Below are 26,989 nucleotides of genomic sequence, written 5' to 3'. Positions count from 1 at the left end.
CCTGCGTGCAGCCGGACACCTTGACCCGGCGTGGCCCCCGTGGCACAACGGTGCGCGGGCTCGCCGGCCCGTCACCACACCGGACGGAGGGTGCGCCACGTGCTCGTGCCGCAGCGGGACCCCGTCCTGGAGTCGATGCCGCTGGGCTACGTCGCCGTCGACACCGACTGGCGGGTCACCTACGTCAACGCGGTCGCCGAGGCGGTCGTCGGCCGGACCTGGGACGAGCTGGTCGGACGCGAGTGGTGGTCGGCGTTCCCGGACGACGTCGACAACGAGTTCGGCCGCACCTACCGCGCGGCGGTGGCCACCGGTCACCCGCAGACGGTCGAGGCGTTCCACCCCGAGCCGCTGGACCGCTGGTTCGAGGTGCGGGCCGTCCCGGTGCCCAGCGGCCTGGCGCTGTACTTCTCCGACGTCGGCGCCCGCCGGCTCGCGCAGGACCGGCTGGCGCTGCTGGCCCGCGTGGGCGCCGAGCTGACCGGCACGCTGGACCTCGCCGAGGCGGTGCGCCGCATCCCCCGCATGGTCGTGCCCGAGCTGGGCGAGGCCTGCCTGCTCACCGTCCTCGACGACGAGGGCCGGCCCCGCGACCTCGGCTCCTGGCACGGTGACCCCGCGCGCCGCGACGTCCTGGTCCGCTACGCCTCGGTCCGCCTGCCCGGGATGCCCGCCGCCGCCCCCGTCGTCCGGGCCCTGGCCGGTGAGACGGTGGCGGCCAGCGGCGCCGAGGTGCTGGCCGCCATCCCCGGCGGCGAGGCGCACGAGCTGTACCGGGAGCTCGGCACGCCCGCGGTGCTGGCCGTGCCGCTGCCCGGCCGGGAGCGGGTGATCGGCGCGCTGACCTTCCTCGCCGACACCGGCAGCGTCACCTCCCGCGTCGACCCGCTCACCGCCCGGGAGGTCGCCGGCCGGGTGGGCCTGGCGCTGGACAACGTCCGGCTCTTCGCCCGGCAGCGGCAGCTGGCCGAGGCCCTGCAGCGCAGCCTGCTCACCAGGCCCCGCCGCTCGCCGCTGGGCCGCATCGCGGTGCGCTACACGCCGGCCGCCGAGGCCGCCCGCGTCGGCGGCGACTGGTACGACGCCTTCACCCAGCCCGGCGGGGGGACGACGCTGGTCATCGGCGACGTCGTCGGCCACGACACGGCGGCCGCGGCGGCCATGGGCCAGCTGCGCTCGCTGCTGCGCGGCATCGCCGCCTACAGCGACGCCGGCCCCGCCGAGGTGCTGCGCGGGCTGGACACCGCGATGGCCACCCTCGGCGTCGACACCTACGCTACGGCGGCCGTCGCCCGCTTCGAGCAGACGGCGGAGGACGCCGCGGCCGGCCGGGCGCGCATGTGCTGGTCCAACGCGGGCCACCTGCCGCCCCTCGTGCTCGACCCCGGCGGCTCCCCGCTGGCGCTGCCCGAGGGCGCCGGCGACCTGCTCCTCGGGGTCGACCCCGAGAGCCCGCGCACCGAGCAGGCGGTGACCCTCGAGCGCGGCACGACCGTGCTGCTGTTCACCGACGGCCTGGTCGAGCGGCGCGGCACCGACCTCGACACCGGCACGGCGCGGCTGGTCGCCGCCGCCCGCGAGCTGGCCGACCGGCCGCTCGACGAGCTCTGCGACGACCTCATCGAGCGGCTGGTGCAGAGCCGCCCCGAGGACGACGTCGCGCTCGTGGCCCTCCGCCTGGGCGGCTGACCTGCGCGTCAGCCGACGGTGCGGCCGTCCTCGTCGGTGGGGCGGGCCGCGCCGGAGCCGGGCGCGGCCTCGTGCCCGCGCTCCTCCTCCAGCTCGACCTCGGCCTCGAGCCGGTGCGCCTCACCGGCCACCTGCGCGGCGGCGTCGCCGTGCGACTGCCCGTAGACCTCCTCGGCCCGGCCGAGCAGCTCCTCGGCCTTCGCCTTCGCCCTGTCGAGAAAGCTCATCGCAGCCCCGTCCTCTCCGAACCCCGGTGTGCGGCGTCCCGGATCTCGCCGACCAGCTCCTCCAGGATGTCCTCCAGTGCCACCACGCCGACCACCCGGCCCCCGTCGGTGACCGCGGCGAGCTGCGCGCGCCCGGCCTGCATGACCCCGAGGGTGCGGCGCAGGTCGTCGGCGGCGGCGACCCGCGGCAGCGGCCGGGTGATGTCGCGGACCCGGGAGTCCGGTGCGCCGTCGGCCACCAGCACGTCCTTGACGTGCACGTAGCCGAGCAGCCGCTCGCCGTCGGCCACCGGGAAGCGGGAGAACCCGGTGGCCGCGGCCGCCCGCTCGACGGCGGCGGTGTCGTCCCCCGGGCCGACGACGGTCAGCGCCGCGCGGGGGATGAGCACCGAGCGGGTGTCGCGGTCCTCCAGGCCCAGCGCGCCGGTGAGCAGCTCGTGGCCGCGCTGGTCGAGCAGCCCGCCGGCGCGCGACTCGTCGATCAGCCCGGCCACCTCGTCGCGGGTGAACGCGCTGGTGACCTCGTCGCGGGGCTGGACGCGCAGCAGCCGCAGCACGCCGTTGGCCAGCGCGTTGAGCGCGACGATCACGGGCTTGAGCACGGTGACGACGCCGGCCAGCGGCGGCGCCAGCGCCAGTGCGGCGCGGTCCGGGCCGGCCAGGGCGAGGTTCTTGGGCACCATCTCGCCGATCACCACGTGCAGCGCGACGACGACGGTCAGCGCGATGACGAAGGCGATCGGGTGCACCAGCGCCTCGGGGACGGCGAGCAGCTCGAACACCGGCTCGAGCAGGTGGGCGACCGCGGGCTCGCCGATGGCGCCCAGACCCAGCGAGCACACGGTGATGCCCAGCTGGGCGCCGGCCATCATGAGCGAGACCCGCTCCATCGCCGCCAGCGTCGTCCGGGCGCGGCGCGAGCCGGCCTCGGCCAGCGGCTCGATCGAGGAGCGGCGCGCGGAGACCAGCGCGAACTCCGCGCCGACGAAGAACGCGTTGGCCAGCAGCAGCACGACCGCGACGAGGACGCCGACCCAGTCACCCACGGTCGTCCTCCTCCTCGTCGCCGGTGGTGGCGGGCAGGCCGCCGACGACGGCGCGCTCCACCCGGGTGCCGTCGACCCGGTCGACCCGCACCCACACGCCGGCCGGCAGCCCCTCGGCCTCGGCGGCCAGCTCCGGCGGCAGCGTGGGGCGGGCCTCGATCCGGTCGCCGACGTCGGGGATGCGGCCCAGGACGTGCAGCACCAGCCCGCCGAGGGTCTCCCAGTGCCGGTCGGCGGGGACGGCCAGGCCGGTGGCCGCGGCCACCTCGTCGGGCCGCAGCAGGCCCGAGACCGACCAGGTGCCGTCGCCGCGGTCGACGACGTCGTCACCGGCCTCGGTGTCGTACTCGTCGGTGAGGTCGCCGACCAGCTCCTCGACCAGGTCCTCGACGGTCACCACGCCGTCGGTGCCGCCGTACTCGTCGACGACGACGGCCATCTGCAGGCCGCCGCGGCGCAGGTCGCCGAGCAGGTCGTCGAGGCGGCGCGAGGTCGGGACGAACAGCGCCGGCAGCATGACCGCCGACACCGGGGTGGCCCCCCGCCGGTCGCGGGCGACGGCGAGGGCGTGCTTGACGTGCACCATCCCGACGACGTCGTCGACGCCGCCGGCGGACACGACCGGGAAGCGCGAGTGCCCGGAGTCGCGGGCGGCGGTGAGCACCGCGGCGACGGACTCCCCGGCATCGACCGTGGTCATCCGGGTGCGCGGGGTGGCGGCGTCGCTGGCCCGCAGCTCGCCGAAGGCCAGGCCGCGCTCGAGCAGCACCGCGGTCTCGGCCGGCAGCGTGCCCTGCCGGCCCGAGCGGCGGACCAGGGAGGTCAGCTCCTCGGGGGAGCGGGCCGAGGCCAGCTCCTCCTGGGGCTCCACCCCGAACAGCCGGCGCAGCACCGCGTCCGCCCAGCCGTTGAGCAGGCGGATCACCAGCGCCGTGGCGCGGGTGAAGCCCCGCTGGAAGCCCGCGACCGCCCGCGCGGTGCGCAGCGGGTCGCTGATCGCGAGGTTCTTCGGGACCAGCTCGCCGAACACCATGGTGAGGACCGTGGCCAGGACCAGCGCCAGGGTGATCGACACCGACCGGGCCGCGGCGCCGGACAGGCCCACGGACTCCAGCGGCCCCCGCAGCAGGGCGGCGATCGAGGGCTCGGCGACGAAGCCGATGGCCAGGTTGGTCACGGTGATGCCGAGCTGGGCGCCCGACAGCTGGGTGGACAGGGTGCGCAGCGCGGCGAGCACGCCCGGCGCGCCGCGGGTGCCCGCGGCCGCCTCGCGCTCCACGGTGGCCCGGTCGACGGTCACCAGGGCGAACTCGAAGGCCACGAAGCCGGCACAGGCGAGGACCAGCACGACACCGACGAGGACGAGCAACCACTCGGTCATGCGGTGGTCCGGGGACGGAGGTGGGACGGGGGACGGCTCGTATGGTGAGGCAGGCTCACAGGGGCGCGGTCATCCTCCGGCGAAGGGGGGCAGCACGTCGACGACCGCCCCGGGTGCCAGCTGCAACGAGCGATCGCGCGTCTGCGTTCCGTCGACGAGGAACGAGCAGGCGGTGAGCACGCGCTCGAGCCGCTCGCCGTGGGTGTCCACGATCCGGCCGACCAGCTCCTCGAGGGTGCCGGCCGCGCAGGTCTCGGTGTCGACGCCGGCCGCGGCGCGGGCGCCGGCGAAGTAGCGCACGGTGACGGTCACCGGCTCAGCCCCCGATCGCCGACATGGGGCGGGTCGGCTGCAGGAAGGCCGGGTCGTCGATGCCGTGGCCGGGCAGCTTGGCCAGCGTGGCGATCCGCCAGCGGTCGGCCAGCTCGTCGTCGGTGGCGCCCTCGCGCATCGCCGTCCGCAGGTCGGACTCCTCGCGGGCGAACAGGCAGTTGCGGATCTGGCCGTCGGCGGTGAGCCGGGTGCGGTCGCAGGCGCCGCAGAACGAGCGGGTGACCGAGGCGATGATCCCGACCGTGGCCGGGCCGCCGTCGACCAGCCAGCGCTCGGCCGGGGCGGAGCCGCGCTCCTCGGTGTCGGGGGTGAGCGTGTGGGCGGCCGACAGCCGCTCGAGGACGTCCTCGGCGGTGACCATCCGGCCCCGGGTCCAGGCGTGGTGGGCGTCCAGCGGCATCTGCTCGATGAACCGCAGCTGGTAGCCGTGCTCGAGGCAGAAGTCGAGCAGGGGCACCGCGTCGACGTCGTTGAGGCCGTGCAGCAGGACGGCGTTGACCTTCACCGGGGTGAGCCCGGCGTCCTGGGCCGCCTGCAGGCCGGCGAGGACGTCGTCGAGCCGGTCGCGGTGGGTCAGCGTCCGGAACCGCTCGCGGTCGAGGGTGTCGAGGCTGACGTTGATCCGGTCCAGGCCGGCCGCGGCCAGGGCCGGGGCCGTCCGGGACAGCCCGATGGCGTTGGTCGTCAGGCTGACCTCGGGTCGGGGGGTCAGCGCGGTGGCCGCCGCGACGATGCCCGGGAGCCCGGGACGCAGCAGCGGCTCCCCGCCGGTGAACCGGACCTCCCGGATGCCCAGCCGCTCCACGCCGATGCGGACCAGGCGGGCGACCTCGTCGTCGGTGAGCTGCTCGATCTTGGGCAGCCACTGCAGCCCCTCGGCCGGCATGCAGTAGGTGCAGCGCAGGTTGCAGCGGTCGGTCAGCGAGACCCGCAGGTCGGTGGCGACCCGGCCGTGCCGGTCGACCAGCCCGCCGCTGCCGGGCGCGGTGGCGGGGAGCGCCGGGCGGCGCACCACCGGGTCGGGCAGGGGGCTGGGGGAGGTCACACCAGCGAATGTAGTGGCGTCGGGCCCGGCCGCGCCGCCCCCGGACACGGCGACGGGGGCGACCCGGGTGCGGGCCGCCCCCGTCGGGGGAGTGCAGATCAGCCGGGTGTCAGCCGATCGGGGTGGGGTCGGTCGGGTCCTGCGGCACGACCAGGTCGCCCTGGACCCGGTTCTGGGCCTGGCAGTCGGTGGTGCAGTTGGTGGCACCGGCCGACAGCTCGATCGCGTCCTCACCGAGCACGCCGCCCATGCGGCCGCCCGAGGCGACCGACCAGCGCGTCGTCGTCGCCGTCTGCGACAGCTTGGTGGCCACCTGGGGGCTGTCCTTGCCGAGCAGCATCCGGTGGGTGGCGTCGGCGGCGATCCCGTTCCCGAAGTTGACCTTGCCGGTGTACTCGTTCACGAAGTAGAAGACGCCGGCGCCGAGGGTGTGCACGAACTCGACGGCGGTGCCGAACTCCTGCTCCATCTGGAAGATGCCGCCCTGGGGGGCGTCCTTCGACTGGATCTTGAACTTGCCGGCGGCGGTGGTGAACTCGGCGACGAGGACGTCGTCGCGCAGCCGCAGGTCGCTGATCCGGACGTCGCGCAGCTGCGCGGCGGTCAGCACGGGGACCTTCGAGGCGAAGACGACGGTCGGCGCGGTGACCATGCGCTCGGGGCTCGGCGCACCGGTCAGCGTGTAGTCGTAGACACCCAGCGTCGCGGGGTCGATCCTGTACGTGACGTGCACGCCGCGCACGGTGATCGGACCGGTCGGCGTCACGCCCTGCAGGCGGACCTCGCGGCCGGCGGCGGGGTCGTGGGTCCGGCCGTTGACGGTGACCGCGAAGTCGCCGCCGGCGCTGCCGGCCGCGGTGCCGCCGTCGTCGCCGCCGGCCCACGCGGTGCCGGGCGCGAGCAGGGCGGACAGCGCGGCGAGCAGCGCGACGAGCACGGCGCGGAGGGGCACGGCGCGGAGGGGCAGCGGGCGGGACGCGGGCTGCCGGGAGGTGGGGGCCACAGGGCTCCTCATCGTCGGTGAGCGGGTCGTGGCGGAGAGTACATGAATTTTCATGTACCGCTCCGGGACACGCGGTGTCGACAAACCGGGACGACGACGCGGGAGCGGTTGGTTACCGTCGGGGACGCCACCCGAGGAGCCGGCGGACGGATCCGCACTCGCCTGTGGCCAGGAAGCGCGAGAGAGCCCGTGTCACCCCGCACCGTCTTCAGGCCCTACGCCCGTCTGTTCGCCGTCCCGGGGGCCGCGTGGTTCTCCCTGGCCGGCTGGGTCGCCCGCCTGCCGCTGCCGATGCTGGGCCTCGGTGCGGTGCTGCTCGTGGAGGGGGAGTCGGGGAGCTACGCGCTGGCCGGCGCCGTCTCCGGGACCCTGGCGCTGTCGGCGTCGGTGGCCGGGCCGCAGTGGTCGCGGGCCATGGACCGGCGCGGCCAGGGTGCCGCGCTGCGGCCGGCCATGGCCGCCTACCTGGTCACCGGCCTGTCCTTCGTCGGGGTGGTGGTCCTCGACGCGCCGCGCTGGAGCTGGTTCCTCCTCGCCGCGCTCACCGGCGCGAGCCTGCCCAACATCGGGGCGATGGTGCGGGCCCGGTGGGCCGCCGCCCTGGCCGACGCCGAGCGGCGGCAGACCGCGTTCGCCTTCGAGGCCGTGGTCGACGAGGTCGTCTTCGTCGTCGGCCCGCCGCTGGTGACCGTGCTGGGCACCATGGTGGCCCCGGCCGCCGGCTTCACCACCGGCATCGTGCTCGGCACGGTCGGCGGGCTGTGGCTGGCCCGCCAGCGCGGCACCGAGCCCGCGGTCGTGCCGGTCGCGGCCGGCCAGCGGCACGGGCGGGCGGCTGCGCTCGGGCCGGCGGTGCTCGTCGTCTGCGCCGGCTTCCTGGGCGTGGGCACGGTCTTCGGCGCGATGGACGTCGTCGTCGTGGGGTTCGCCGAGGAGCAGGGCGTGCCCGCGCTGGCCGGCCTGGCGCTGGCCCTCTACGCCGGCGGGAGCCTGCTGGCCGGCCTGGCCTACGGCGTCGCCCGGCTGCGCGGCACGCTGGCGGCCCGCTTCCTGGCCACCGCCGTCGCCTTCGGGCTGGCCGCGCAGGGGCTGTGGGCGGTCAGCTCCCTCCCGCTGCTGGTCGGTGCCGGGTTCCTCGCCGGGCTCGCCGTCGCGCCCGTGCTGGTCTCCGGGGCCTCGCTGGTCGAGTCGCGGGTGCCCCGCGCGGCGCTGACCGAGGCGCTGGCGTGGACCAACACCGGGCTCACCCTCGGCGTCACGGCCGGGTCGGCGCTGGCCGGCGCGGCGGTCGACGCCTGGGGCGCGCAGGCGGCGTTCGCCGTCCCGGCGCTGGCGGCCGCTGCGGCCGCGCTCCTCTCCCTGGCCGGGGCGCCGCTGCTGGGCCGGGCACCCGCGGCTGCACCGGGCGAGGGTGCCCCGGCACCGGTTGAGGACGCGGTCGGCGGGTAGGCGCAGCGGGCGGGGAGATCGCGTGCCACCGGGTGGCGCGCCGCCCGCCGTCCGCAGACCCCACTCCGCAGACCCCCTCTGCGGACCCACCAGGAGGCCCCGTGGCACCCGTGCCCACCATCGCCCTGAACAACGGCGTCGAGATCCCGCAGCTGGGCTTCGGCGTCTACCAGATCCCGCCGGAGGAGACCGCCGCGGCCGTCCGCACCGCACTCGAGGTCGGCTACCGCCACATCGACACCGCCGAGATGTACGGCAACGAGAAGGAGGTCGGCCAGGCGGTCCGCGAGTCGGGGATCGACCGGTCGGAGGTGTTCGTCACCAGCAAGCTGAACAACGGCTTCCACCGCCACGACGACGCCCTGCGCGCCTTCGACCAGACGCTGGCCGACCTGGGCTTCGACCAGCTGGACCTCTTCCTGGTCCACTGGCCGCTGCCGACCATCGACGTCGACTACGTCGAGACCTGGAAGGCCATGGAGGAGATCTACGCGTCGGGTCGCTGCCGGGCGATCGGCGTCTCCAACTTCCAGGCCCACCACCTGCGGCGGCTCTTCGGCGAGACGCAGGTGCGGCCGGCGGTCAACCAGATCGAGGCGCACCCCTACCTCGCCAACGACGAGCTCCGGGTGTTCGACGCCGACCACGAGATCGTCACCGAGGCCTGGTCGCCGATCGCGCAGGGCAAGGTGCTCGACGACCCGGCGATCACCGCGATCGCCGAGGGGCTGGGCCGCACGCCGGCGCAGGTCGTGCTCCGGTGGCACGTGCAGCGCGGCGACGTCGTCTTCCCCAAGTCGGTGACCCGCAGCCGCGTCGAGGAGAACTTCGCGCTGTTCGACTTCGAGCTCGACCAGGGCCAGATGGCGACGATCACCGGCCTCGACCGCGGCGAGCGCACCGGCCCCGACCCCGACACCTTCGACTACGTGCCCCGCTGAGGGACGCCCCCGCGACCATGGCGCCGTGACCACCGGAAGACCTCTCCGGGACGGTCACGGCGCCGTGATCGTCAGCTGGGGGCCTACTCGGTGGTGATGAAGTCGATGAGCTCCTCGACGCGGCCGATCAGCGCGGGCTCCAGGTCGGTCCAGGTGCGCACGCGGGCGAGGACGCGCTGCGCCCAGACGTAGCCGGTGTCGTCCTCCCAGCCCAGCCGGCGGCAGACGCCGGTCTTCCAGTCCTCGCCCCTGGGCACCGTCGGCCACTCGCGGATGCCGACGACCGAGGGCTTGACCGCCTGCCAGATGTCGATGAACGGGTGGCCCACGACGAGCGCGTGCTCCCCGGTCACCCGCTCGGCGATCCGCGACTCCTTCGACCCGCGCACCAGGTGGTCGACCAGCACACCCAGCCGCCGTACCGACGACGGGCGGAACTCCCGGACGATGCCGGGCAGGTCGTCGACGCCGTGCAGCGGCTCCACGACGACGCCCTCGATGCGCAGGTCGTGGCCCCAGACCTTCTCGACCAGCTCGGCGTCGTGCTTGCCCTCCACGTAGATCCGGCCCTCACGGGCCACGCGCGCCCGCGCCCCGGCCACGTACGTCGAGCCGGACGCGCTGCGGGTCGGCGTCGCCGGGCCCTCCGGTGTCGGGCGCACGAGCGCGACCGGCCGGCCGTCGACCCAGAAGCCCGGGCCCAGGGGGTAGGCGCGCACGCGCCCGCGGCGGTCCTCGAGGTGGACGACGTCCTTCTCGCAGCGGACGACGGCGCCGACGAAGCCGGAGCTCGGGTCCTCGACCACGAGGTCGCGCTCGGCGGCGACCTGCGGCGGCGGCTTCTTGACGGTGCGCGAGTGCACCAGGTCGTCATAGGGGGAACGCGGCGGCACGCCCCCAGGAGACGCGATGACGGCTCGCTCCCCGGGGAGACGCGCCGGGACGGGGTGTCGCCGAGTGGAGTGCGACACGCCCGGGCATGGCGGTGATCGCGCTCCGTCATTGTTCGTCGCGGGCGGCCGGGCGCCGTCGGGTACAGCGTCCCGTGTGCCCGACGAGCCGTTGAGCTGGGCTTATGCCGTACGAACGAGTCGTGGTCAGCCCCATCCGCACACCGCGGGGACGGTCACGCAGTGCCCCTGCCCGAAGGAAGATCCAATCCGGCCGTTTCGGTCCGTCGTGCCTGGTCACCCATCCACCCGACCGTTCCACCAGAGCTCAGATGGGAGCGAGAACGACGATGATCGGCACCGACACCATCAGCCGTGTGATCGGACAGGACGTCTACGACGAGTCGGGCGACAAGATCGGTTCGGCTTCGGAGGTCTACCTCGACGACGAGACCGGTCAGCCGGAGTGGGCCACGGTGCGCACCGGTCTGTTCGGCACCAAGGAGTCCTTCGTCCCGCTGCGTGACGCGGACCTGACCAACGACGGCCTGCGCGTCCGCGTGAGCAAGGCCCAGGTCAAGGACGCCCCGCGGATCGACACCGACGGCCACCTGTCCCCGCAGGAGGAGCAGGAGCTGTACCGGTACTACGGCCTCGGCAGCGGCACGGGCACCGGCATGGGCACGCAGTCCACCACCGAGACCACGCAGACCACGACGGGCACCGCCGGGACGACCGGGACCGCCGGGATGGCCGGGACCGCCGGCACGGCCGGGACCGCCGGGATGGCCACCACGGGCACCAGCCGCGACCGCGACGGCGACGGCGTCTACGACGACGTCCAGGGCCGCGCCGTGGGCCGCGATACCTCCGGTCCCACCACCGACAGCGCCATGACCCGCTCCGAGGAGCACCTCAACGTGGGCACCCAGCGCGTCGAGGCCGGCAAGGCGCGGCTGCGCAAGTACGTGGTGACCGAGAACGTGACCGAGACCGTGCCGGTCTCGCGCGAGGAGGTCCGGGTCGAGCGCGAGCCGATCACCGACGCCAACATGCCCAGCGCGATGGACGGGCCGGCCATCTCCGAGGAGGAGCACGAGGTCACGCTGCACGCCGAGCGTCCCGTCGTCTCCAAGGAGGCCACGCCGGTCGAGCGGGTCCGCCTCGACACCGAGACCGTGACCGGTCAGGAGACCGTCAGCGGCGACGTGCGCAAGGAGCAGATCGAGGTCGACGGCGGCCAGACCGGCGTCGCCGGCACCGGCACCACGACCGGGACCACGGGTCACGACGACCGCGGCCTGGTGCAGAAGGCCAAGGACGCCCTCGACCGCGACAACGACGGCAAGATCGGGCGCTGAGGTACCACCCCCTGCGGGGGAACTGCAGCACCTGACCGCGACGGCCGGCCGGAGGACACCCTCCGGCCGGCCGTCGCGCCGTGTGGGCGTAGGCCGTCCGACCGGTCCGGTCGGCGGTGTGTCCCCCGCTGACGCAGGTGGGATGCTCGGCGCGTGACCGAGACCACGGCAGCGCCCACCGCGACCGACGGCCTGCCCGGCGGCCCCGACGAGCTGGCCGCCGCGCTCCGGCAGACCGGCTACCTCCCCGACGAGGGGCTGGCGACCGCCGCCTACCTCGCGCTGGTCATGCGGCGTCCGCTCTTCCTCGAGGGCGAGGCGGGCGTGGGCAAGACGGCGCTGGCGCGGGCGCTGGCCGAGGTCACCGGCCGCCCGCTGTACCGGCTGCAGTGCTACGAGGGGCTGGAGGCCAGCCAGGCGCTCTACGACTGGGACTTCGGCCGCCAGCTGCTGCACCTGCGCGCCGCGGAGGCCGCGCACGCCACCGGGGACACCGAGTCGCTGGAGGCCTCGCTCTACGACCGCCGCTTCCTGCTGGCCCGGCCGCTGCTGCAGGCCCTCGAGGACGCCCCGAGCGTGCTGCTCGTCGACGAGGTCGACCGGGCCGACGACGAGTTCGAGGCGTTCCTGCTCGAGGTCCTCTCCGACTTCACCATCTCGATCCCCGAGCTGGGCACCGTCCGCGCGGAGGTGCCCCCGCTGGTGGTGCTGACCAGCAACCGCACCCGCGAGGTGCACGACGCGCTCAAGCGCCGCTGCCTCTACCACTGGCTGCAGCACCCCGACTTCGACCGCGAGGTCGCCATCCTGCGCACCCGGCTGCCCGAGGTCACCGAGCAGCTGGCCCGCGAGGTGGCCCGGGCGGCGGCGACGCTGCGCACCCTCGACCTGCTCAAGCCGCCGGGCGTGGCCGAGGCCATGGACTGGGCCACGGCGCTGCACACCCTCGGCGCGCGCGACCTCGACCCCGACCTCGCCGCCCGCACGCTCGGCGCGGTGCTCAAGTACCGCGAGGACACCGACCGGGTGCACTCCCTCGCCCGCGGAGCGCTGTTCGGTGGCGGCTGACGGAGGACCCCCTCCCCCTCACGCCGCGCAGGCTCGGCCCGAACCTCCGGACGGGGCCGTTCCAGCACGTCACGACGTCGTCACCACGGTGCTGGGGTTCGCGCGGACGCTGCGGGCGGCCGGTGTCGCGGCCTCGCCGGACCGGGTGGAGGCGATGCTGTCGGCGGTCTCGGCGCTCGACGTCCTGGACGCCACCGCCGTCTACTGGGCCGGGCGCCTGACGCTGTGCGCGGGCCCCGACGACCTCGACCGCTACGACGCCGCCTTCGCCGCGTACTTCGCCGGCGAGACGCCCCGCCGCACCGCGTCGGTGGCGCAGCAGCCGCCGACCCTGGCCGCCTCGGCTCCCGTGGACGCGGGTGCGGGCACCGGCGAGGAGGGCGAGGACGCCCCCGACCTGGCCGCCCAGGCCAGCGGGAACGAGGTCCTGCGCCACCGCGACGTCGCCGACCTCACCGTCGCCGAGCGCGAGCACCTGCGCCGGCTGTTCGCGCTGCTGGTCCCGGCGGCGCCGATGCGCCCGTCCCGGCGGCGCCGGCCCAGCCACCACGGCGCGGTGCACGCCTCGCGCACCGTGCGGCGGGCGCTGCGCGACGGCGGCGAGGTGGCCCGGCTGCTGCACCGGCGGGCCCGGCCCCGGCCGCGGCGGGTGGTGCTGCTGGTCGACGTCTCGGGCTCGATGGCGCCCTACGCCGACGCGCTGCTGCGCTTCGCGCACGCCGCGGTGCGCGCCCGGCCGTCCTCCACCGAGGTGTTCACCGTGGGCACCCGGCTCACCCGGGTCACCCGGGAGCTGCGGCTGCGCGACCCCGACCGGGCGCTCGCGGCGAGCGGCGACGCCATCCCCGACTGGTCGGGCGGCACCCGGCTCGGCGAGGTGCTCAAGGCCTTCCTCGACCGCTGGGGCCAGCGCGGCACCGCCCGCGGCGCGATCGTCGTCGTGTGCAGCGACGGGTGGGAGCGCGGCAGCCCCGACCTGCTGCGTGAGCAGATGGCGCGGCTGCGCCGGCTCGCGCACGCCGTCGTGTGGGTCAACCCGCACAAGGGCCGGGCCGGCTACGAGCCGTTGACCGGCGGGATGCAGGCCGCGCTGCCGTCGGTGGACGTGTTCGTCTCCGGGCACAGCCTGGCGGCGTTCGAGGAGCTGTCGGGAGTGATCTCCCGTGCCTGAGCAGGTGGGCGGCAGAGAGGTGGACGACGGTGCGGGACGTGCTGGAGGACCTGGTCGGCTGGTGGCAGGCCGGCGAGACGGTCGGGATGGGGACGGTGGTGGCCACCTGGCGCTCGGCGCCGCGGCCGGCCGGGGCGTCGATGCTGGTGGGTCCCGACGGGACGGCGGTGGGCAGCGTCTCCGGCGGCTGCGTCGAGGGGGCGGTGTACGAGGAGGCCAAGGACGTCGTCGAGACCGGCGTCCCCACCCTCGAGCGGTACGGCGTGAGCGATGACGACGCCTTCGCCGTCGGCCTGACCTGCGGCGGCATCCTCGACGTGTTCGTCGAGCCGGTCTCGCGCGAGTCGTTCCCCGAGCTGGGCGAGATCGCCGAGTCGGTGGGCCGGCACGAGCCGGTCGCCGTCGTCACCGTCGTCCGCGGGCCGGAGGACCGGCTCGGCAAGCGGCTGGTGCTCTGGCCCGACCGCAGTTCCGGCACCCTCGGTCTGCAGCGCCTGGACGCCGCCGTCGCCGACGACGCCCGGGGCATGCTCGCCGCGGGCCGCACCGGGACGCTGACCTACGGCCACGACGGCGAGCGGCGCGGCGACGAGCTGACGCTGTTCGTCTCCTCCTTCGCCCCGCCGGCGCGGATGGTGGTGTTCGGCGCGATCGACTTCGCGGCCGCCGTCGCCCGGGTCGGGGCGTTCCTCGGCTACCGGGTGACCGTGTGCGACGCCCGGCCGGTGTTCGCCACCGCCCGCCGCTTCCCCGACGCGCACGAGGTCGTCGTCGAGTGGCCGCACCGCTACCTGCAGGCCGAGGTCGACGCCGGGCGGATCGACGAGCGCACCGTGCTCTGCGTGCTCACCCACGACCCGAAGTTCGACGTGCCGCTGCTGGAGGTCGCGCTGCGGCTGCCGGTGGCCTACGTCGGCGCGATGGGCTCGCGGCGCACCCACGAGGAGCGGCTCGACCGGCTGCGCGAGGCCGGGCTGGCCGAGGACGAGGTGGCCCGGCTGTCCTCCCCGATCGGGCTGGACCTGGGCGCGCGCACGCCGGAGGAGACCGCCGTGTCGATCGCCGCGGAGATCATCGCCGGGCGGTGGGGCGGCACGGGCGAGCGGCTGACCGGGATCGAGGGCCCGATCCACCGCACCGCCGATCGCTGAGCGACCGTTGGCGGGCTGGAGACCGCCGTGATCATCGGCGGGTGGCCGTGGGGGCCGGGTGTCGGGCAGCCACCTGCCGGTGATCACGAGGGGAGGGTGAGCGAGTCCCTCGGGTTGCCGCACCGGTACGACGTGGAGGTCGTCGGGCTGCTGGTCTCACCGGTGCACCGGTACGACGGGCGGCCGGGCGGCGCCGTCCCGCCCCAGGACGGCGACCGGGTGGACCACGTCGAGGTCCGCGCCGGGCACGGCATCGTCGGCGACCGCTACGCCGGGCGGCCCGCGCACCGCGACGCCGCGGTGACCGTGCTGGCCGCCGAGTCGGTGGAGGCGCTGGCCGCCGAGCTCGGCGCCGGCCCCCTCGACCCGCTGCTGACCCGCCGCAACGTGGTGCTGCGCGGCGCCGAGGTCGAGGCGCTGCGCGGCGAGCGGTTCGCCCTCGACTGCGGCGAGGGCGTGGTGCTGTTGCAGGGCGGCCGCCCGGCCAACCCCTGCGCCTGGCTGGACACCGTGCTCGCGCCGGGCGCGCACCGCGGGATGCGCGGACGCGGCGGCGTGCGCTGCACGCCCCTGTCGGACGGCGTCCTGCGGCTGGGCCCCGCTGTCCTGACCAGCGCCGTGCCGCTGGACCCGGCCCGCGCCGGGGACGCCGTCAGGCCGGTGCCCCGGCCGCGCTGACCCCGGCCGGCCGCGCGACGTGCTCCCGGGCCACGTGCTCCCGGGCCACGTGCTCCCGGGCCACGTGCTCCCGGGCCACGTGCTCCCGGGCCACGTGCTCCCGGGCGACGGCCACCAGCGCCCGTCCGGCCGGGGACGCCGGCCCGCCGGCGCGCCACGCCAGCTCGATGCGCGAGCGCACGGGCGGGTCCAGCGGCCGAGCCGCCACCGCCCCGCCGTGGGCCGCGGCCACCGAGGCCGGCACCAGCCCGGTCCCCAGCCCGCGGGCGGCCAGCCGGAGCACCATCTCCAGGCCCGTGGCCTCGCAGGCGACGGCGGGGACCACGCCGGCCCGGGCGCAGGCCTCGTCCAGCGCCGTCCGCCCGCCGGTGCCGCGCGGGAGTGCGACCAGCCGCCGTCCGGCCAGCTCGGCCAGCGGCAGGCGGCCGGCCTGCTCCTCCGCGGCGGGGACGACCGCCACCTGCTCCTCCTCGTACAGCACCGCGGTCTCGATCCCGGCCGGCGGCGGCCCGGCCCGCCCGACCCAGGCCAGGTCCAGCTCGCCGCCGGCCAGACGCGCCAGCAGCTCGTCGCTGCCGCCCTCCTCCAGCGCGACCTCCACCGCCGGGTGGGCGCCGGTGAAGTCGGCCAGCAGGTCGGCGAGCACCTCGGAGGTGCAGCCGACGACCATGCCCACCTGCACCCGGCCGCGCAGCAGCCCGGTGAGCTCGTCGGCGACGTGCCGCGCGCCGGAGACGGCGGCCAGCGCGGCCCGGGCGTGCGCCAGGACGGCCCGGCCGGCCTCGGTGGGGCGGGCGCCGTGCCGGCCGCGCTCCAGCAGGGTCACCCCGAGCTCCCGCTCCAGGCCGCCCAGCGCGGCGCTCACCGCGGGCTGGGCCACGTGCTCGCGGGCCGCCGCACGCGTGTAGCTGCCCTCCTCGCAGACGGCGACGAGGTAGCGCAACTGGTGCAGTTCCACAACCGGAGGTTATGGCAGTGAACACGACCGCGTCTTGGACGCATGGCTCCCGCGCGGGCAGCGTGAGGGCATGGACACCGACCGCACGCCCGCCGCACTGGCCGAGACCTACTTCCGCTGCTGGGTGGACGGGGACTTCGCCACCCTGCGCAGCGCCCTCGCCGACGACGCCACCTTCGAGGGCCCGCTGGGCACCGCTGACGACGCCGACGCGTGCGTCGCCGGTCTGCGCGGCATGCGCGAGCGCCTGCTCACCGACGTCGTCGTCCGGCACCGCTTCGTCGACGGCCCCGACGTCCTCACCTGGTTCGACCTGCACACCTCGGTCGCGCCGCCGGCGCCCACGGCCAACTGGATCCACGTCGAGGACGGGCGGATCTCGCGGATCCGGGTCACCTTCGACCCGCGGCCGCTGCTGGGGGGCCGCCCGTCCTGAGCACCCGCACCTCCCCCCGTCCGGGGGTGGCCTGCGTCACAGGCGGGGTCGAACGATGGACCTCCGGTGGCGACGGTCTGCCGCGTCTCCGAGGAGCCGAGCCGGTGCCCGCGGGTGCCGGGGACTGGAGGGATCGATGAAGACCAGGGCAGCCGTGCTGCGGGACGTCGGGCAGCCGTTCGAGATCACCGAGCTGGAGCTCGACGAGCCCAAGGCCGGTGAGGTGCTCATCCGCTACGTCGCGGCCGGCCTGTGCCACTCCGACGAGCACCTGCGGCACGGCGACATCGTCCCGCAGTTCCCCATCGTCGGCGGGCACGAGGGCGCCGGGGTGATCGAGAAGGTCGGGCCCGGCGTCACCCGGCTGCAGCCCGGCGACCACGTCGTCTGCTCGTTCCTGCCGGTGTGCGGCCACTGCCGCTGGTGCTCGACGGGGAAGTCCAACCTCTGCGACATGGGCGCCTCGATCCTCGTCGGCAACCTGCCCGACGGCACCTTCCGCTTCCACGACGACGACGGCCAGGACTACGGCGGCATGTGCATGCTCGGCACGTTCTCCGAGCGCGCCGTCATCAGCGAGAACTCCGCGGTCAAGGTCGACCCCGACCTGCCGCTGGACAAGGTCGTGCTCATCGGCTGCGGCGTCCCGACCGGCTGGGGCTCGGCGGTGCACGCGGCGGCCACCGAGCCCGGCGACACGATCGTCATCTACGGCATCGGCGGCATCGGGATCAACAGCGTGCAGGGCGCGGCGCTGGCCGGGGCGCGCAACGTCGTCGCCGTCGACCCGCTGCCCAACAAGCGCGAGGCCGCCGAGCAGATGGGCGCCACGCACAGCTGCGAGACCGCCGAGGAGGCGCAGGAGCTGGTCCAGGAGCTCACCCGCGGCGTCGGTGCGGACAAGGCCATCATCACCGTGGGCGTCGTTGACGCGAAGGTCGTCACCGACGCGGTGAACACCATCCGCAAGGGCGGCACGGCGGTCATCACCGGCCTGGCCGACCCGACGAAGACCAACATCGAGCTCAGCAGCTCGCTGCTCACCCTGTTCGAGAAGACCGTGAAGGGCAGCCTGTTCGGCTCGGGCGACCCGTTCCACGACATCCCGAAGATGATCGAGCTCTACCAGTCCGGCGACCTCAAGCTCGACGAGCTGATCACCAAGACCTACACCCTCGACCAGGTCAACGAGGGCTACGAGGACCTGGTCAACGGCAAGAACATCCGCGGCGTGATCGTCTACGACACCGCGCCGCTGGAGGGCACGCCGGCCTGAGCCCGGGTGACGCCGGGCACACCGGGGGCTGCACACTCAGGGGCGTGACCGACGCCGCGGGTGTGCAGCCCCCGCACGACCAGGAGAGGACCGCGTGAGCGCACCGGCCGGGCCGCACCCGGTCATCGGGCTGCGGCGGGAGCGCGAGGTGCTCACCGTCGCGCTGCGGACCAACCGGCACGTCGTCCTCGAGGGGCCGCCGGGCACGGGCAAGTCCACGCTGCTGCGGGCGATCGCGGCCGACGCCGGCCAGGAGGTCGTCTTCGTCGAGGGCAACGCGGAGCTGACCCCGGCCCGGCTCATCGGCCAGTACGACCCCGCCGCCGTGCTCGCCGAGGGGTACGTGCCCGACAGCTTCACCGACGGGCCGCTGCTCACGGCGATGCGCGGGCACGGGCTGCTCTACCTCGAGGAGCTCAACCGGATCCCCGAGGAGACGCTCAACGTCCTCATCACGGTGCTCACCGAGGGCGAGATCACCGTGCCCCGGCTCGGGCACGTGCGGGCGGCGGCCGGCTTCCGCCTGATCGCGGCGATGAACCCCTTCGACGCCATCGGGACCGCGCGGGTCGGTCAGGCCATCGCCGACCGGATGTGCCGGGTCGTCCTCGGCTACCAGGACGCCGCGGCCGAGCGGGCGATCGTCGGGGCGGTCACCGGGGCGCCGCCGGCGCTCATCGGCCTGGCCGTCCGGCTGGTGCGCGCCTCCCGCGAGCACCGCGACGTGCGGATGGGCTCCTCGGTGCGCGGCGCCACCGACCTGGTGCTGCTGCTCGGCGGCCTGCTCGACGTCCGCGGGCAGTCCGGCCTCGGTGCCGAGGGTGCCCGCGAGACCGCCCGCGACGCCGCCTACGCCGCGCTGTCGGGGCGCATCCGCATCGCCGAGGGCGTCGAGCGGACGCCCGAGGCGGTCATCGACGACATCCTCGACGACGTCTGGCCCGAGACGGGTCCGCCACCGCCCGACGAGCAGGACGCCCCCGCCGCCGAGCCCGCGGACGCAGGTGGTCAGGGAAAAGCCGATAGCCCGCCGGACGCTCCGGCGGGCACGGACCCCCCCTCCTCGCTGCGCCGCGACCGCCGGTCCGGTGGCGCGCGCCGGCAGACCAGCCGCCGGGAGATGGCCGCCCGGCACGAGGCGTTCGAGGAGGTCAGCCCGGAGGTCGGGGAGCTCGACGAGGACGCCTTCGCCGCGCTGATGGCCGAGGACGCCGACGCGGCGGCCGCGCTGCTCACCGACCTGGCCGCGGCCACCGACCGCGAGCTGCGCGCGGCGGCCCGGCGGCTGGCCGGCCGGGTGTTCGTGCAGGTCGGGCGGGTGGGCCGCGCCCGCACCCGCGGGACCCGGCGGCTGGTGCCCGACCACCGCGGCGACGGCGACCTCGACCTCGACCGCACCCTCGACCGGTGGGACCTCGGCACCCCGCTCGAGCCCGGCGACCTGGTCACCCGCCGGTGGACGGGGCACCGGCGGGCGGTGTGCCTGGCCGTCGACACCTCCGGGTCGATGACCGGCCTGGGCGTGGCGATCGCGGCGGTGGCCGCGGCCGGCGTCGTCCTCACCGGCGACGAGAAGCTGCGCACGAGCCTGATCACCTTCGGCCGGGACGTCGACGTCGTGCAGCGCTCCGGGCACCGGCGGGCCGCCGAGGACGTCGTCACGCACCTGGTCGGCCTGCGCGGGCACGGCATGACCGACCTGGCCGCCGCGCTGCGCGCCGCCCGCCTGCAGCTGGCCGCCGACGTCGCCGACGAGCGGGTCGTCGTCCTGCTGTCGGACTGCCTGCACACCACCGGCGACCCGCCGGAGTCGGCGCTCGGCGGCATCGACCGGCTGCACGTGCTGTGCCCGCTGCCCACGCCCGAGGCCGAGGAGGCCGCCCGCGCGCTCGCGGCCCGCGGCGGGGGGACGGCGCAGATGGTGCGCACCGTGCGCGACCTCGGCCCGGCGCTGACCCGCCTGCTGGGCTGAGCCGGTCGGGCAGCGGCACGTGCGGCCGGCTGCGGCTAGGGCAGCAGGCCCAGCCGGCGGGCTCGGACGACGGCCTCCAGGCGGGTGTGCGCGTCGAGCTTGGTCATCGCCGAGCCCAGGTAGCTCTTCACCGTCTCCGGGCGCAGCGACAGCCGCGCGGCGGTCTCCCGGTTGCTGCAGCCCAGCGCCACCTGGGTGAGGACGTCGACCTCGCGGCCCGACAGGTGCACGCTCGCCGGCGGGTCCCCGGCGGCGCCGAGGGCGGCCAGGCGGGTGCAGGCCGACAGCAGCCGGTCGCGCAGGGCGGCGTCGTCGGTGGCCTGCGCGGCCAGCCGCAGGTCGGCGTGCACCGCGCGGACCTCCTCCCACCGGGCGGGGTCCTCCGCCGCCGGCGTCCCGGAGGGGACGGCGGCCACCACCGCCAGCCGGCGGTCGACCTCGTCGCGCACGGCGAGCTCGGTGGCCATGCGGGCGGCCGCCCGGGCCAGCGCGTCGCGCACCCGGTCGCCGACCGAGCCGCCCTCCCGGCTGGCGGCGTAGAGCACCGCCCGCGGCCGGCCGTCGACCAGCACGGGGACGGCGGCCACCGTGCGGAGCCCCTCGGCGAACACCGGGCCGTCGTAGTCGTGCGTGATGTCGAGGGCGCGGCCGTAGTCCTCCACCCCGGCCGGCCGGCCCTCCTGCAGCACCCGGCCGCCCAGCCCGGCGCCCGAGCGCACCTCGAGGCCCCGCAGGTACCGCGTGCGCCCGCCCAGCAGCTCGGCGATGCGGACGCTGCCCGACCCGGCCGGGCCGGCGAAGGCGACGCTCATCCCGGAGGTCGCCCGGACCTCGCGGACGGCGGCGCGCAGCACGTCGCGGTCGTCGGGGCGCGCGGCGGCCGGCAGGGGCACGCGGACCTCCTCGCTCACGGGCGGTGACCCCGGTCACGTTAGCGCAGCTCGGGAGGGGGGATCGCCGGCGCGGCCCGAGGGCCGCCGGGTCCGGCGCGATCGGGGGTGGCGGGGCGGGGGAGGTCTCGCCGACCATGCCGGGAACGCACCCCGACGACGACGAGGAGGCCGCGATGCCCGGGCCTGCCACCTCCGCCTACCGCGCCGCCCGCGACCAGCTGCTCGCCCTGCGTGGCGACTCCGCGAAGGCCGCGGCCGAGTTCCGCTGGCCGGCGATCGAGGGGCCCTTCAACTGGGCGGTCGACTGGTTCGACGAGATCGCCCGCGGCGTCGAGCGACCGGGGCTGGTGATCTCCGAGGACGACGGCAGCGAGGGCCGGTGGTCCTTCGCCGAGCTGTCCCGCCGCTCGGACCAGGTGGCGGCCTGGTTGCGCGAGCGCGGCGTGCAGCGGGGCGACCGCGTCGTCCTCATGCTCGGCAACCGGGTCGAGCTGTGGGAGTCGATGCTCGCCGTCATGAAGCTCGGGGCGGTCATCCTGCCCACCACCACGGCCCTCCCGCCCGCCGACCTCACCGACCGCATCGGCCGCACCGGCGCCCGGCACGTGGTCGTCGACGCCGCCGAGGCGGCCAAGTTCGACGACGTCCCCGGCGACTACGGCCGCATCGCGGTGGGGGGCGAGCCCGCCGGCTGGGCGCCCTACGCCGACTCCGCCGCCGCCCCCGACCGGCCGCTGGGCCACCCGGGCACCGACCCCGGCGACCCGCTGCTGCTCTACTTCACCAGCGGCACGACCAGCCGGCCCAAGCTCGTCGAGCACACCCAGGTCAGCTACCCCGTCGGGCACCTGTCGACGATGTACTGGCTGGGCCTGCAGCCCGGCGACGTGCACCTCAACATCAGCTCGCCCGGGTGGGCCAAGCACGCGTGGAGCTGCTTCTTCGCGCCGTGGGCGGCCGAGGCCACCGTCTACCTGGCCAACTACCGGCGCTTCGACGCGACGGCGATGCTCGAGCGCATCCGCAGCGCCGGGATCACCACCTTCTGCGCGCCGCCGACGGTCTGGCGGATGCTCATCCAGGCCGACCTGTCGGGCGGGCCGGGGCAGCTGCGCGAGGTCATCGCCGCCGGGGAACCGCTCAACCCCGAGGTCATCACCCAGGTGCAGCGGCACTGGGGGCTCACCCTGCGCGACGGCTACGGGCAGACCGAGACGACGGCGTCGGTGGGCAACCCGCCCGGCGCGCAGGTCCGGCCCGGCTCGATGGGGCGGCCGCTGCCCGGCGTCCCCGTGGTGCTCGTCGACCCGATCACCGGGCAGCAGGGCGACGACGGCGAGATCTGCCTGGACCTCTCCCAGGAGCCGCTGAGCCTGATGACCGGCTACCAGGGCGACCCCGAGCGGGCGGCCGAGGCGATGGCCGGCGGCTACTACCACACCGGCGACGTCGCGACCCGGGACACCGACGGCTACATCACCTACGTCGGGCGCACCGACGACGTCTTCAAGGCCAGCGACTACAAGATCAGCCCGTTCGAGCTGGAGAGCGTGCTCATCGAGCACCCGGCGGTGGTCGAGGCCGCCGTCGTCCCGGTGCCCGACCCGGTGCGGGCCGCCGTCCCGAAGGCCTACGTCACCCTCGCGCCGGGCTGGGAGCCGGGCCCGGAGACGGCGCTGGCGGTGCTGCGGCACGCCCGCGAGCGGCTGGCGCCGTTCCTGCGGGTGCGCCGGGTGGAGTTCGCGGAGCTGCCCAAGACGGTCTCCGGGAAGATCCGCCGGGTCGAGCTGCGCGAGCGCGAGGAGCACGCGGCGCCGCGGGGCACCGGCACCGACTACGCCGACACCGACTTCCCGGAGCTGCGGGGGAGCTGAGGTCCTCGCCGCGGCCGTGGTGCTCTGCCCACACCCGTGGGCAGAGCACGACGGCGTCGGCGGGGGGAGGGGTCAGCGGTCGGCGTCGGTGTAGACGACCATCCCGCGGATGTTCTTGCCGTCGCGCATGTCCTGGTAGCCCTGGTTGATGTCCTCGAGGGAGTACCGCGTGGTCACCAGGTCGTCGAGCTTGAGCTGGCCCTCCTGGTAGAGGCTGAGCAGCTCGGGGATCGCCGCGCGCGGGGCCAGGCCGCCGAAGATGGCGCCCTGCAGGTCCTTCTGCAGCAGCGTCAGCTCGAACAGGCTGAGCTTGACGTCGGTGTTGGCCGCGTTGCCCATGCCGGTGACGACGGCGCGGCCGCCCTTCCCGGTCAGGCTCAACGCGGTCTGGATGTCCTCGCCCTGGATGTCGCCGACGGTGATGATCGTCTTGTCGGCCATCCGGCCCCAGGTCAGCTCGTTGACCCTCTCGGTGGCCTCCTCGGCGGACTCGAAGGTGTGCGTGGCACCCAGGTCCATCGCCCACTCGCGCTTGCGGGCCACCGGCTCGATGACCATGACCCGCTTGGCGCCGGCCGCGGCCGCGCCCTGGACGGCGTTCATGCCGACACCGCCGGCGCCCATGACGACGACGTTCTCGCCCGGGCGGACGTCGGCGACCTTGGTGGCCGAGCCCCAGCCGGTGGTGACGCCGCAGCCGACCAGCGCGGCGATCTCCAGCGGGATGTCCGGCTCGATCTTCACCACCGACGCCTGGTGCACGGTGATGTACGGGGAGAACGTGCCGAGCAGGCACATCGGGATGACGTCCTTGCCGCGGGCCTGCACGCGGTAGCTGCCGTCGGAGATCGCCGTCCCGGCCAGCAGGTTCGCGCCCAGGTCGCAGAGGTTCTGCATCCCCTTCGAGCACGGCGGGCACTGCCCGCAGGCGGGGATGAACGCGGTGACGACGTGGTCGCCCTCCTGCAGCCCGGTGACGCCCGGGCCCACCTTGGTGACGACGCCGGACCCCTCGTGCCCGCCGATCACGGGGTAGAAGGCGACGGGCGTGCCGCCGGTGACCAGGTGCTCGTCGCTGTGGCACAGACCCGAGGCGGCCAGCTGGACCTGGACCTCACCCTCCCTGGGGTCGCCCAGCTCGATCTCCTCGACCGACCACTCCTCGCCGACACCCCACAGGATCGCGCCCTTGGTCTTCAACCCTCGTCCCTCCGTCCGGCCCGGCCCTCGTCGGCCGGGTCCCGGCGCGTGTGCGCCGCGCCACAGACTCATTCGGGACGGAACCGTCGTCAAGTCGCCCGCGGCGGGACGCTCAGCGGCCGGGGTCGACGGTCACCGCGCTGAAGGGCAGGTGCGGCTCCACCCAGGGGAAGACGACGAACAGCAGCAGCGCACACGCGGCCAGCGCGAGCAGCAGCGAGAGGGCCGCCCGGCTCGCCGTCCTCCCCGGCAGGTGGCGCCAGATCCAGCGGTACACGCGCTCCTCCTCAGCCCTCGGTCAGGGCCGGCGGCCCGTCGGGTGCCTGTGCCCTGCTCACGCCCGGGCCGTCGAGGACGGCGTGCACGACCAGCCGCTGCCGCGCCGAGTAGCGGGGGTGGCAGGTGGTGATCGTCAGGTAGGCGCCGGTGGGGCCGGCCTCCGGGTCGTCCGGCGTCGGCGCGATGACCTCCGTCTGCGACGGCGACACCACCTCCACGCCCGGGATGCCACTGGGGTCCGCGGTGACGTCGCCGGTGACCGGGTCGCCGAGCACCCGGTAGGTGAACCACCCGTCGGCGGTCTCGACGACGATCGGGTCGCCGGGCCGCATCGCGTCGAGGTCGAGGAACGGCGAGCCGCGGCCCACCCGGTGGCCGGCGAACGCGGCGTTGCCCTGCTGGCCGGGCAGCGCCGTCCCGACGTAGTGGCCGGGGCCCTGCGACAGCTGGTCCTCGGCGGTGCCCTCGAGCACCACGCGCGACCAGTCCTCGCCGAGCCGCGGCACGTGCAGCACCACGAACGGCTCACCCACGCCCACGGCCGCCGGCGGGGCCGGCGCCGCCGGCGCGGTCCCGGACGCGGACCACTCGCCCTGCAGCCGGTCGGCGAGCAGGTCCTGGTCGCGCGCGGCGAACAGGTCGGTGACCCACAGCTGGTAGACGACGTAGAGCAGGCAGACGACGCCGAGGGTGACCAGCGTCTGGCCCAGGCCACCGGCGAGCGTGCGCCACGCGTCGCCCCGGTGGCGGGCGAGCGGGGGAGCGACTGCCATGGCGCGACCACGATGCCAGCCGTGCGGCCGTGACCGGGTCCGCGACACTGGGCGGCGTGTCGCAGCTCGCCTCGGACCCGGCGCCGGTGGTCGTGGTCGGCGCCGGCCCGGTCGGCACCACCGCGGCGCTGCTGCTGGCGCGGCAGGGCCTGGAGGTCCTGCTGCTGGACCGCCGGCCCCGGCCGCACGACCTCCCCCGCGCGGTCCACCTCGACGACGAGGCGCTGCGGGCGCTGGCCGACGCCGGCATCGCCGACGGCTTCCTCGCGGTCAGCCGGCCGATGGCGGGCCTGCGGCTGCTCGACGCCGGCCACCGGACGCTGGCGGAGTTCCGCCGCGCGCCGGGAGCGGGACGGCACGGCTGGCCGCAGGCGTCGATGTTCCACCAGCCCGACCTCGAGCGGCTGCTGCGCGCCGCCGTCGACCGGGCGCCCGGCGTCACGGTGCGCACGGGTGTCGAGGTCGTCGGGCTGGAGGACGCGGACCGGTCCGTCACGGTCCGGGTGCGCCACGACGGGGCCCCGGGCGAGGACGTCGTCGCCTCCGCCGTGCTCGGCTGCGACGGCGCACGCAGCACCGTCCGCGGCCTGCTGGGCGCCCGGATGCGCGACCTCGGCCGGCCCGACCGCTGGCTGGTGGTCGACCTGCGCTCGGCGGCGCCGCTGCGGGTCTGGCCGGGGGTGCACCAGGTCTGCGACCCGTTCCGCGCGGCCACGTTCATGCCCGTCGCCGGCGACCGCTACCGCGCCGAGGCGCGGCTGCGCCCGGGGGAGACCCCGGCCGACCTCACCGGGCCGGCGGCGCTGCGCGCCCTCCTCGCGCCCTTCGGTGCGCAGGACGCCGAGGTGGTGCGCACGGCGGAGTACGTCCACCGTGCCCAGGTCGCCGACCGCTGGCGCCGCGGGCGGGTGCTGCTGGCCGGCGACGCCGCGCACCTCACCCCGCCGTTCGTCGGCCAGGGCCTCGGGCTCGGCCTGCGCGACGTCCACCAGCTGGCCTGGAAGGTGGCCGCCGTCGTCGGCGGGGCGGCCGGCGACGAGCTGCTCGACACCCACCAGGCCGAGCGCGAGCCGTACGCGCGGGCCCTGGTCCGGCTGGCGGCGCTGGTCGGGCGGCTGATGACCGGCGGGGGAGCGGCCGCCGTGCCGGTGCGCCGCGGGGTGCTCGCCGCCGTCGACCGGGTGCCGGCGCTGGCCGCCTACGCCACCGACAGCCGCACGCCGCCGCTGCGCCGCGGGCCGCTGGTGGACCGGCGCGGCCGGGCCGGGCGCCGGCTGGCCGGGACGCTGGTCCCCCGCGCGCGGGTCCGCGTGGACGGACGGGAGTGCCGGCTCGACGACGTCCTCGGGACCGGGCCGGCGGTGCTCACCGCGGCCGGCGACGGCGTCCTGACCGTCGAGGCCGGCGGGCGGCGGACCCGGGTCGACGACGTCGACGGCGTGCTCGCCGCGTGGCTGCGGGCCGGCCGCGCCACCTCCGTCGCCGTCCGGCCCGACCGCATCGTGCGCGCCGCGTGTTGACCTGCCGGCGCGTGCCGGCCGGACCCCGGGGGTAGGGGCGGTCCATGCAGATCGACAAGGACCAGATCCTCCAGCTGCTGCGCTCCCAGGGCGACGACGCCAAGGCGCAGCAGGCCGACCAGGAACTGCCCGGCCAGGTCGACACCGACCAGCACGCCGGCCTGCTGCAGAAGCTCGGCCTCGACCCGATGGACCTCGTGAAGATGCTCAGCGGCGGCGGTGGCCAGGGTGGCGGCCTCGGCGGCGCGATCGGCGGCATCCTCGGCCGCTGAGGCAGCTCCTCTCCGGATGCGCCCCGCCCCTCCCGGCCGGGGAGGGGCGTTCATCGCGCACGATACTGTGACGCGCACTACGAACCGGCTATCGTGGGCGGGC

General features: G+C 75.8%; 26 protein-coding genes. 14 read left to right on the top strand and 12 right to left on the bottom strand.

What is annotated here, in order from left to right:
- The first annotated feature begins 99 nt into the window (after positions 1–99).
- On the top strand, positions 100–1,689 hold the full coding sequence (locus ACWIZO_RS05980) for a SpoIIE family protein phosphatase (protein WP_448641591.1): 1,590 nt from the start codon (positions 100–102) through the stop codon (positions 1,687–1,689).
- An 8-nt stretch (positions 1,690–1,697) separates the two neighbouring features.
- Here ACWIZO_RS05980 and ACWIZO_RS05975 read toward each other — a convergent pair whose 3' ends face one another.
- From ACWIZO_RS05975 to ACWIZO_RS05950, 6 genes are all read right to left on the bottom strand, one after another.
- Positions 1,698–1,916 (bottom strand): hypothetical protein, encoded by a 219-nt coding sequence (locus ACWIZO_RS05975; RefSeq protein ID WP_446757830.1) that lies wholly within the window; start codon positions 1,914–1,916, stop codon positions 1,698–1,700.
- The gene (locus tag ACWIZO_RS05970; RefSeq protein WP_448641590.1) at positions 1,913–2,962 is read right to left on the bottom strand and encodes a hemolysin family protein; all 1,050 of its coding nucleotides are present in this window, start codon (positions 2,960–2,962) and stop codon (positions 1,913–1,915) included. The genes ACWIZO_RS05975 and ACWIZO_RS05970 overlap by 4 nt, the downstream gene beginning before the upstream one ends.
- Positions 2,955–4,343 carry a hemolysin family protein gene (locus tag ACWIZO_RS05965; protein ID WP_448641589.1) on the bottom strand — a complete coding sequence of 463 codons (1,389 nt, stop codon included), beginning with the start codon at positions 4,341–4,343 and terminating at the stop codon, positions 2,955–2,957. The genes ACWIZO_RS05970 and ACWIZO_RS05965 overlap by 8 nt, the downstream gene beginning before the upstream one ends.
- Before the next feature lie 69 nt (positions 4,344–4,412).
- Positions 4,413–4,655: a MoaD/ThiS family protein gene (locus ACWIZO_RS05960; protein ID WP_448641588.1), complete on the bottom strand. Its 243-nt coding sequence runs from the start codon at positions 4,653–4,655 to the stop codon at positions 4,413–4,415.
- 4 nt (positions 4,656–4,659) lie between these two features.
- Positions 4,660–5,721: a GTP 3',8-cyclase MoaA gene (moaA, locus tag ACWIZO_RS05955; protein ID WP_448641587.1), complete on the bottom strand. Its 1,062-nt coding sequence runs from the start codon at positions 5,719–5,721 to the stop codon at positions 4,660–4,662.
- Positions 5,722–5,830: 109 nt separating this feature from the next.
- A complete protein-coding gene (locus ACWIZO_RS05950; RefSeq protein WP_448641586.1) occupies positions 5,831–6,673 on the bottom strand; it encodes a hypothetical protein in 843 nt (280 codons plus the stop codon).
- Positions 6,674–6,913: 240 nt separating this feature from the next.
- On the opposite strand from ACWIZO_RS05950, the gene ACWIZO_RS05945 reads away from it, so the two are divergent.
- Complete coding sequence (locus ACWIZO_RS05945) at positions 6,914–8,173, top strand: MFS transporter (protein ID WP_448641585.1); 1,260 nt, start codon at positions 6,914–6,916, stop codon at positions 8,171–8,173.
- 101 nt (positions 8,174–8,274) lie between these two features.
- Positions 8,275–9,114: an aldo/keto reductase gene (locus ACWIZO_RS05940; RefSeq protein ID WP_448641584.1), complete on the top strand. Its 840-nt coding sequence runs from the start codon at positions 8,275–8,277 to the stop codon at positions 9,112–9,114.
- 83 nt (positions 9,115–9,197) lie between these two features.
- On the opposite strand, the gene ACWIZO_RS05935 is transcribed toward ACWIZO_RS05940, so the two are convergent.
- Positions 9,198–10,007: a DUF3097 domain-containing protein gene (locus ACWIZO_RS05935; RefSeq protein WP_448641583.1), complete on the bottom strand. Its 810-nt coding sequence runs from the start codon at positions 10,005–10,007 to the stop codon at positions 9,198–9,200.
- 347 nt (positions 10,008–10,354) lie between these two features.
- On the opposite strand from ACWIZO_RS05935, the gene ACWIZO_RS05930 reads away from it, so the two are divergent.
- The 5 genes from ACWIZO_RS05930 (at position 10,355) to ACWIZO_RS05910 (ending at position 15,433) form a co-directional block, all read left to right on the top strand.
- On the top strand, positions 10,355–11,365 hold the full coding sequence (locus ACWIZO_RS05930; RefSeq protein ID WP_448641582.1) for a PRC and DUF2382 domain-containing protein: 1,011 nt from the start codon (positions 10,355–10,357) through the stop codon (positions 11,363–11,365).
- Between the two features lie 153 nt (positions 11,366–11,518).
- Positions 11,519–12,433: an AAA family ATPase gene (locus tag ACWIZO_RS05925; protein ID WP_446757819.1), complete on the top strand. Its 915-nt coding sequence runs from the start codon at positions 11,519–11,521 to the stop codon at positions 12,431–12,433.
- Positions 12,434–12,521: 88 nt separating this feature from the next.
- Positions 12,522–13,604, top strand: a complete 1,083-nt coding sequence (locus tag ACWIZO_RS05920; RefSeq protein ID WP_448641581.1) for a vWA domain-containing protein — start codon at positions 12,522–12,524, stop codon at positions 13,602–13,604.
- 29 nt (positions 13,605–13,633) lie between these two features.
- Entirely contained in the window at positions 13,634–14,755 is a 1,122-nt protein-coding gene (locus ACWIZO_RS05915; protein WP_448641580.1) for an XdhC family protein, read from the top strand.
- A gap of 96 nt (positions 14,756–14,851) precedes the next feature.
- Complete coding sequence (locus ACWIZO_RS05910) at positions 14,852–15,433, top strand: MOSC domain-containing protein (protein ID WP_448641579.1); 582 nt, start codon at positions 14,852–14,854, stop codon at positions 15,431–15,433.
- Here ACWIZO_RS05910 and ACWIZO_RS05905 read toward each other — a convergent pair.
- Positions 15,408–16,391 (bottom strand): LysR family transcriptional regulator, encoded by a 984-nt coding sequence (locus ACWIZO_RS05905; protein ID WP_448641578.1) that lies wholly within the window; start codon positions 16,389–16,391, stop codon positions 15,408–15,410. The two genes, ACWIZO_RS05910 and ACWIZO_RS05905, sit on opposite strands and share 26 nt — an antisense overlap.
- A gap of 70 nt (positions 16,392–16,461) precedes the next feature.
- Between ACWIZO_RS05905 and ACWIZO_RS05900 the strand changes: the two genes are divergently transcribed.
- The 3 genes from ACWIZO_RS05900 (at position 16,462) to ACWIZO_RS05890 (ending at position 20,075) form a co-directional block, all read left to right on the top strand.
- The gene (locus tag ACWIZO_RS05900) at positions 16,462–16,827 is read left to right on the top strand and encodes a nuclear transport factor 2 family protein (RefSeq protein ID WP_448641577.1); all 366 of its coding nucleotides are present in this window, start codon (positions 16,462–16,464) and stop codon (positions 16,825–16,827) included.
- A gap of 136 nt (positions 16,828–16,963) precedes the next feature.
- On the top strand, positions 16,964–18,103 hold the full coding sequence (locus ACWIZO_RS05895) for an NDMA-dependent alcohol dehydrogenase (protein WP_448641576.1): 1,140 nt from the start codon (positions 16,964–16,966) through the stop codon (positions 18,101–18,103).
- Between the two features lie 94 nt (positions 18,104–18,197).
- A complete protein-coding gene (locus ACWIZO_RS05890) occupies positions 18,198–20,075 on the top strand; it encodes an AAA family ATPase (RefSeq protein ID WP_448641575.1) in 1,878 nt (625 codons plus the stop codon).
- Positions 20,076–20,110: 35 nt separating this feature from the next.
- On the opposite strand, the gene ACWIZO_RS05885 is transcribed toward ACWIZO_RS05890, so the two are convergent.
- Entirely contained in the window at positions 20,111–20,968 is an 858-nt protein-coding gene (locus ACWIZO_RS05885; RefSeq protein WP_448641574.1) for a LuxR C-terminal-related transcriptional regulator, read from the bottom strand.
- Between the two features lie 173 nt (positions 20,969–21,141).
- Between ACWIZO_RS05885 and ACWIZO_RS05880 the strand changes: the two genes are divergently transcribed.
- The gene (locus tag ACWIZO_RS05880) at positions 21,142–22,842 is read left to right on the top strand and encodes an AMP-binding protein (protein ID WP_448641573.1); all 1,701 of its coding nucleotides are present in this window, start codon (positions 21,142–21,144) and stop codon (positions 22,840–22,842) included.
- A 72-nt stretch (positions 22,843–22,914) separates the two neighbouring features.
- Here the strand turns inward: ACWIZO_RS05880 and ACWIZO_RS05875 are convergent, their stop codons facing one another.
- The 3 genes from ACWIZO_RS05875 to ACWIZO_RS05865 form a co-directional block, all read right to left on the bottom strand.
- Complete coding sequence (locus ACWIZO_RS05875; RefSeq protein ID WP_448641572.1) at positions 22,915–24,042, bottom strand: NDMA-dependent alcohol dehydrogenase; 1,128 nt, start codon at positions 24,040–24,042, stop codon at positions 22,915–22,917.
- Between the two features lie 112 nt (positions 24,043–24,154).
- Complete coding sequence (locus ACWIZO_RS05870) at positions 24,155–24,319, bottom strand: hypothetical protein (protein WP_448641571.1); 165 nt, start codon at positions 24,317–24,319, stop codon at positions 24,155–24,157.
- A 10-nt stretch (positions 24,320–24,329) separates the two neighbouring features.
- Complete coding sequence (locus tag ACWIZO_RS05865; RefSeq protein ID WP_448641570.1) at positions 24,330–25,094, bottom strand: class E sortase; 765 nt, start codon at positions 25,092–25,094, stop codon at positions 24,330–24,332.
- A gap of 56 nt (positions 25,095–25,150) precedes the next feature.
- Between ACWIZO_RS05865 and ACWIZO_RS05860 the strand changes: the two genes are divergently transcribed.
- Both ACWIZO_RS05860 and ACWIZO_RS05855 read left to right on the top strand, forming a co-directional pair.
- Entirely contained in the window at positions 25,151–26,614 is a 1,464-nt protein-coding gene (locus tag ACWIZO_RS05860; protein WP_448641569.1) for a bifunctional 3-(3-hydroxy-phenyl)propionate/3-hydroxycinnamic acid hydroxylase, read from the top strand.
- Between the two features lie 44 nt (positions 26,615–26,658).
- Positions 26,659–26,886 (top strand): hypothetical protein, encoded by a 228-nt coding sequence (locus ACWIZO_RS05855; RefSeq protein WP_446757805.1) that lies wholly within the window; start codon positions 26,659–26,661, stop codon positions 26,884–26,886.
- Positions 26,887–26,989: the final 103 nt, after the last annotated feature.

The sequence above is a fragment of the Geodermatophilus sp. URMC 63 genome, from assembly GCF_053502565.1.
This window is presented reverse-complemented; position numbering and strand designations above follow the sequence as displayed.